At 70.5% G+C, this 6,819-nt stretch carries 8 protein-coding genes; 7 read left to right on the forward strand and 1 reads right to left on the reverse strand.

What is annotated here, in order from left to right; all coding sequences use genetic code 11:
- The 5 genes from KBX39_RS18905 to KBX39_RS18925 all read left to right on the forward strand — a co-directional run.
- Window positions 1-1,104, forward strand: a 1,104-nt coding sequence (locus KBX39_RS18905; protein ID WP_210871774.1) for a glycosyltransferase, incomplete at its 5' end; no start/stop codon positions are given.
- 40 nt (window positions 1,105-1,144) lie between these two features.
- Entirely contained in the window at window positions 1,145-1,999 is an 855-nt protein-coding gene (locus KBX39_RS18910) for a DMT family transporter (RefSeq protein ID WP_043322834.1), read from the forward strand.
- Window positions 1,996-2,130, forward strand: a complete 135-nt coding sequence (locus tag KBX39_RS33840; protein ID WP_255358557.1) for a hypothetical protein — start codon at window positions 1,996-1,998, stop codon at window positions 2,128-2,130. Before KBX39_RS18910 ends, KBX39_RS33840 begins: the two co-directional genes overlap by 4 nt.
- A 45-nt stretch (window positions 2,131-2,175) precedes the next feature.
- On the forward strand, window positions 2,176-2,712 hold the full coding sequence (locus KBX39_RS18920) for a phosphatase PAP2 family protein (protein WP_158559977.1): 537 nt from the start codon (window positions 2,176-2,178) through the stop codon (window positions 2,710-2,712).
- Between the two features lie 748 nt (window positions 2,713-3,460).
- A complete protein-coding gene (locus KBX39_RS18925) occupies window positions 3,461-3,847 on the forward strand; it encodes a hypothetical protein (RefSeq protein WP_210871776.1) in 387 nt (128 codons plus the stop codon).
- Window positions 3,848-3,929: 82 nt separating this feature from the next.
- On the opposite strand, the gene KBX39_RS18930 is transcribed toward KBX39_RS18925, so the two are convergent.
- Window positions 3,930-5,567, reverse strand: coding sequence for a hypothetical protein (locus KBX39_RS18930; protein WP_312247458.1), 1,638 nt, complete (start codon window positions 5,565-5,567; stop codon window positions 3,930-3,932).
- A 755-nt stretch (window positions 5,568-6,322) separates the two neighbouring features.
- Between KBX39_RS18930 and KBX39_RS18935 the strand changes: the two genes are divergently transcribed.
- Entirely contained in the window at window positions 6,323-6,625 is a 303-nt protein-coding gene (locus KBX39_RS18935) for an urease subunit gamma (protein ID WP_187693725.1), read from the forward strand.
- A partial coding sequence (locus tag KBX39_RS18940) for an urease subunit beta (RefSeq protein ID WP_210871778.1) occupies window positions 6,622-6,819 on the forward strand: 198 nt, incomplete at its 3' end. The genes KBX39_RS18935 and KBX39_RS18940, both read left to right, overlap by 4 nt.

Here is a 6,819-nt window from a genome sequence, read left to right on the forward strand (position 1 = left end):
CCTGCACCGGATCACCGGTGTGGCGGCGGAGGGATCGTCGTGGTGTCGGCCGACATCGGCGCGGGCCACGACGCCGCCGCCGCTGAACTGGCTGCCCGGCTCGCCCTCGACGGCGTCGAGGTGCACCACCTCAACTTCTTCACGTCCCTGCCCAAGCCCCTGCACGGGATGATCCGCGAAGGTTACCGGTCGCTGTTGCGCTGGTGCCCGCTCAGCTACGACGCCTTGTTCACGATCACCGACCGTTCGCCACCGCTGGTGGCTATGATCAGGTCCGCCTTACGGTCGGCCCGCCGGCGGATGCTGATGCAAATGCCGCCGGACACCGGCCTGGTCGTGTCGACGTTCCCGTTCGCCAACCAGATCCTCGGCCCGCTGCGCCACAGCGGGAGGCTGAGCACACCGGTCGTCACCTATGTCACCGACTTCGTCATCCACCCGACCTGGATGGCGACCGGCGTCGACACCTACTGCGTGATCCACGAGGCCACCCAGCAGCAAGCCGCTGTTCGTGGCGCACCGGACGTCCGACTCGTCGACCCGCTTGTACCCGCCCGCTACCGGCCACCGACGGATGCCACCAGACGCGCCGCCCGCGCCCAGTTCACGCTGCCCGAAAAGGGAAGACTAGCGCTCATCGTCGCCGGGTCCTGGGGTGCCGGCGACGTGGCCCGTACCGCCAGGGAGGTACTGGCCGCCGGCTGTGTCACACCGGTGGTGGTATGCGGACGAAACGACAGCCTGCGCCGGCGCCTGGCCGGCTTTCCCGGGCACGTCATGGGCTGGGTCGACGACATGCCCACCCTCATGCAGGCGGTGGACCTGATCGTGGAGAACGCTGGTGGCCTCACCTGCCAGCAGGCACTGGCCGCGGGTCTGCCCACCATCACCTATCGCCCGCTTCCCGGCCACGGCCGAGCCAATGCGCAGGTGCTCGCCGGCGCAGGCCTGACCACCTACGTCCGAAACCCCGCCGACCTGTGCCAGGAGTTGACCCGCACAGCGGCTTCCGCCCTGCCGGCGTTCACCAGCGCCGACGACATGGCCGCGATCGTGTCCGCGACCCTACGGTCCGGGGCCGGAGTGGATGGGAACCCGCGGTGACGTCCCGGCGCTCACCCGCGGACCACTCCTGCACCCAGCCATGATCTTTTACGCGCTGGCCGGGGCCTTCAGCTTCGCGCTGTCCGCCGCGCTGCATCAGCGCGCCGCGGCCCAGCAGCCGCGCTTCGCAGCGCTCGACCCGCGGCTGTTGCTGCGGCTGTTCCGCAACCGCCTGTGGCTTTCCGGCTGGATCCCGGACACGGCCGGAGTCGTCTTCCAGGTGCTCGCGTTGCGTTCCGGCGCGCTCGCGGTCGTGCAACCCATCATGGCCAGCGGGCTGTTCATGGCAGTGCTGATCGAGGCCGTCATCGCCGGCCAGCGCGTCGCGCGCCGGGACCTGCTCGCGGTTGCGGTGGGCGTGGTGGGCCTGACCGCGTTCCTGCTTCTCGCCGACGTCCGCGCCGGTGTGACCCGCCCTGCGCCGACGGCCTGGACGGTCGCCATGAGCTGCGCGGTGGCGGCCATTACGGCCTGCGTCCTGGCCGCGCGCCGCCGCCATGGCGCCGCGCGGGGCGCGCTGCTGGGCGTGGCCAGCGGCGTCGCGTACAGCTTCGCGGCGGCGCTGGTCAAGGACCTCGCCGGCGGCTCCCCGGGCTCCCTGCTGTCCGCCGTGGTCAGCTGGCGATCCGCGGCGCTGATAGTGGCCGTCGCCATCGGGCTGATCCTGAATCAGGCCGCCTTCCAGCACGGTCGCCTCGCCGCACCCCTGACAGCTCTCACGCTCACCGACCCCGTCGTCAGCGTTCTCGTCGCCATCACCGTCTTCCGGGAAACACTCTCCGACGAGCCCATCCGTATCGTCGGCCTTGTCCTGGCGGCCGTCACGGTCGGCGGCGGCGTGTGGCTCGCTGCTTCCGCCTGCTCGGCGGGATCGGTCGAACACCGCCGACGGTGACCGTCACCCTTCCCGGTGCCTTCGTGGGCGTGCTGCTCGGCGTCGGCGCACCCGTCGAGGCGGTCGCCGTCGCGGTGACCATCGAACTGGTCGCCGACGGGCTGCTTCGCCGACCGGAACGCCGCGGATAACCCGATCTCCCCGAGGTCCCGCCACCGAGTCGGCAGGATGACATGGTGAACTACCGCCTGTTCGAACTCATCAACGATCACGCCGGACGCATCGACGGTATCGACGACGCCATGGAGTTCGCCGCGACCAGGTTGCTGTATCTGATCTTCGCAGTCACCGCGTTGCTTGCCGTGGTGACACTGCGCCGCCGACGAACACGCCCGGTCGTCGAGCTCGGCGCCGCCCTGGTCCTCGCCTTTGCCGCAGCCACCGTCCTGGCGCATTCGAACAGTCAGCAGCGCCCGTTCCAGAGTCATCACGTGCACCAGCTGATCCCTCACGGTGCGGGAGTTTCGCTGCCCAGCGACCACGCCACCGCCGCGTTCGCGCTGGCGTTCGGCGCTTACGCCTTCCTGAGCCGCCGGTGGGGCGTGGTACTGGCCGGAGCGGCGCTTGTCGTCGGGGTCGCCCGCGTCTGGGTCGGCGTGCACTACCCAGGCGACATCCTCGCCGCGGCAGTCATCGCCGGCCTCGCCGTCGTGGCCGTCAGCCTGGCGGGCCACCGCCGGCGTCGACTCGGCGCACCGAGTCGACGAACATAGCGGGGCACCAGTCAGCCGGACCCTGGCTCCGATCATCACATTTACGAGGCGCCACCGCGTGAAGCCTTCGGTAACGACGAGGCCGTCACCAGTGATGACCGGCGTATGTCCCAGGACGTGCCTCATGCCGGGCTGCCGCGAGGCAGACCATGCGTTGGGCGCTCTGCTTGTGACGCCCCTGCCATGGCCGCCGCCCGCGCAGGCGATGTGCGGGGCGGTGGCTGTGCCTCGGGGAGCGGGCTGCCCGTTGGGCCCTACGAGGCGTCCGCTTGGCCTGGGCGGTCAGGGGACCCAGCAGACGGAGGTTGCCGTGGGCCGGGACGCCGGGGTCGGTGGCGCAGAGGAACAGCGTCTGGTCCGGGGTGCCCGGCATGGCGCCTCGTCAGCATGCTCGGTCCGACCGCCGGGTGGCTCATCCGCTTGATGCCGTGCCCGCGCTCGTACACGTGGTGCCTGTTGCGGCAGGTACCGGACTGCGGATTCCTGATCGGCAGCTCGCTGACGAGCTGGTTGTTCGGGTGCACGGGTCGCCCGGCGCGCCTGCACGGCCGGTGCATGTGGTCACGCACCGACCGTTCTCGGCCCGCCGGAGGTCACCCGCAGCGGTGACGCTCCCGCTTCGGTGTCTGGGATCGGCTCGTTTCGGCAAAGATCGGAGGGCGGGGCAGGCGCAGCAAGGGGCCCGAATGGGTGTCTGCCCGCCACATCGACGCTCCGCCAGCAGGGGCGAGTTCCTACGGAGGGTGTGGTGGCCGACGGGAACGCAAGCGACAGGGGCCTGCGGCTGGCGGCTGTCCTGCTGGGCCTGGCCGGGATCTTCGACGCGGTAGCTGGTGCGGCCGACCTGAGCGGCGCCCGCTACGTCTCGGTTGCTGACGGTGCCGTGCACGAGCACGACCTCACCGGCTGGGCTTGGCTGCATCTGGCCGTCGGGGTGTTCACGGCGCTGGCCGGAGCCCTCGGACCGCTCCGCCGCCGTTGGTCGACGTCCCTGGCTCTGGCCGCGGTGGTGATCTTCGTCGGGCTCCACCTGTTCTTCCTCACCTATCACCCGATCCGCACGGTGCTGGTGCTCGGACTGGCACTGGCTGCCGCCCGCTTACTTACCATCAATCGATCTCGCGCTGTCGCTTGAGAGCGTCCGGGCGACGGTTACCCGCACACCTACGCAAGCGAGTGGCCGGCTCCGCGGTGGGCCGGCGACCAACGAGGACGGATCAGTCGGTTGGCTGACACACCTTCCCCGTGAAGGCGGGATCGGGTTGCCGGAACGCGGACCAGGCCGGGTTGGCCGCGATGGGCAGGGGCGGGGCCTGCCAGGCGGCGCCGAGACGTTGCAGGAGTGGGTACTCCTCGCGTTCCTGCTGGATCGGTTCGCCGGAGAGGAAGGTCAGGAGCCGGTCTTCGACCAGGCTGCGGTTGAGAAGACCCCCGTGTACGCCGGGCATCTGGAAGACGGGGATCCCGCTGTAGTCGCCGGGTGGCGCCTCTGCGGCCGTGGTGGTGGGAATGAAGGCGACCATCCGGATCCCGGGCACCGGACACATGAGTTGGTTACGGTAGAACGGCGCGTCGTCGACCAGGGAGCGGATGAACGGTTCGTCGGGCCCGGCATGTGGGCCACCGAACAGGCGCATCACGCCGAACACGATCCGAAGCTGCGATCCCGTCGCCACGCCCCAGCCGTGGTTCTCGCGCGGGGGCGGGTAGTAGGCGCGACCCGCGTTGATCAGAGGACTGAACATGGCCAGCGTGTCGACGGCGGGGTGCGCTCGCTGCTGAAGGTAGGTTCGGGCGACGATCGCGCCTTCGCTTTCCCCGATCAGGGCGATCGGCCGGCCGGTGCGCTGGTGTAGTCGTCGCACCTGTGCGTCGAGGAGTCCCACGCTGTCCGCCACCGAGATCGTGGTGTCGTGCGGCCGGTAGGGCAGGGGTGTGCCGTCCCGGCTCAACCCCCGGTAGGAGAACCTCTCGACACGATTGTCGAGAGGTTGCTCGCCCCCGTACGACGACCCGTAACCTGCGAGGACGATGACTGCCTGCGGCACGTCGGGCGGCAGCGGGTGGTCGAGGACCACCGCCTCAGCCCGCAGGCTCTTGTCCGGCACGGCATCCACCATCGGCGGGATGAGCAACGGCACCGCAAGGGCGAGAACCGCCGCGACGGGAGTCGCCGGCACCCTCACCCACCGTGCCGATGGATTGATCAGCGCGGTACGGACCGTCCGGTTCCACAGCAGCCCGTTGACCACCCCGGCCACGGCGGCCACCGGCACCGACCACCAGCCCGGCAGACTCCAGCACAACGCGCCGGCCACGGTCAGCACCACGAAGTTGAGCATCGACCATCCCACCAGCGAGATCGACGGCAGGCCTCGCCACCACGGCCCTACCACAGCCGCCCGTTGCAGGAATGGCGCCAGCAGGAACAACGGCACCAGGGAGGCCAGCAGGACCCAGGACAGCGCCACCACCGACGCGGCCACCGAGATCAAGGCCCACGGGGCGACGAAGACCGCCACCAACGCGGCGAGCCCGACATTCCGTTTCAACAGCCACCGCGCCGGTGGCCGAGGCACCTCAGCCGGCCATGCCAACATCACCAGCAGCGTGTGAAAGAGCCCTCGGGCCACCACCAGCAAACTGAGCCAGAACACGAATGACGGCCACGAGTCGTGATAGACATACAGCCACCGCAGGTCGTGGTAGGTGTCGTACGGCCACACCGCCGCCGCCTGCGGCGCGAGGCCCCGCGCCGCGACGAAACCCAGCGAGACCAAGACGACGGCCTCGACCGTCGGAGACACCGCGGTCAGCAGCAGCAGGCCCACCAGTCTGCGGTCCGCGACCAGCACGCTGCCTCCCTTGCCGTTGCCCTCTGCATGGAGATTTCCGCACACCACGCCCAAACGGCGGCGTATCCCGCAAGGCCGTACCCGATAGGAACAGCACCGCCGCGCCTGCCGGGATGGCCGGACCGCGAAGGCCGCGTTGCTGGCGCCGCCGGCTGCCCTTCTGGGAGCGGGTTCGGACCCTTGTCAGCGAGTCGACATCCGCGCACCGCGCCGGCTACCCACCACCGGGCGGGCCCTCACCCTCCGGCAACCTGTCCGACATCGACGCCGCCGGCCGCGGCGGCTGCACCTGCGCCCTCGACGTAGGGACGGAGTTCGGCGACGCATCGCGGCAGCGCGTTCGAGCACCGCCTGCCGTCGGATCTCCTCGTCTTCGCACCACAGTTGCAGGAATACCCGACGACGGCTTCCCCGACGTGCGCCCGCGTCAGCTCGCGAATGGGGTACTGCGGGCGTCCCTGGCGTGCCATCCGACCCGGACACCGGCAGGGCTCGATCCCTCACACCGAGCACACTGTTGCCCCCGCCGGTGGCGATCCTCTACGGTCTGCTCAAGCGGTGGGCGGTGCGGTCCGCATCCGACCGACACCGCCGGGTGCCCGTCGCGCGGGCCGGGATGGTGGAGTCCCGGGCCACCCGTAGGCGGCGTCGCGGCGGTCGTGTGACTCCAGCTCGTACTCCGGGTGGTCCTGCCCGGCGCGGCTCCACGCGGAGCCGACGGCGAGCGGGCCACGCCGACCCCACCGGAGAATCCCGTGTTCCTCAGCCCGCACGAGCAGGACCGCCTGCTCGTCCACGTCGCGGCCGACGTCGCTCGCCGCCGCCGCGAGCGCGGCCTGCGACTCAACTATCCCGAAGCCGTCGCGATCATCACTGCTTTCCTTCTCGAAGGGGCCCGTGACGGACGGTCGGTGGTCGACCTCATGTCGGCCGGCCGGAGCGTGCTCGGCCGCGAGGACGTCCAGGAGGGCATCCCCGAGCTGCTGAGGGAGGTGCAGGTGGAGGCGACGTTCCCGGACGGTACCAAGCTCGTGACGGTGCACCACCCGATCCCGTGATCCCCGGGGAGATCCTGCCGGCGGCCGGCCCGGTCGAGATCAACGTGGGCCGGCCGGTGACCACTCTGGTCGTGGTCAACACGGCCGACCGTCCGGTGCAGGTCGGCTCGCACTACCACTTCGCCGAGGCCAACCCGGCCCTGATGTTCGACCGGGCGCTCGCCTGGGGTCAGCGTCTCGCCGTTGCGGCGGGC

The sequence above is a fragment of the Micromonospora sp. D75 genome (assembly GCF_018070405.1).
Lineage (GTDB): Bacteria > Actinomycetota > Actinomycetes > Mycobacteriales > Micromonosporaceae > Micromonospora > Micromonospora chalcea.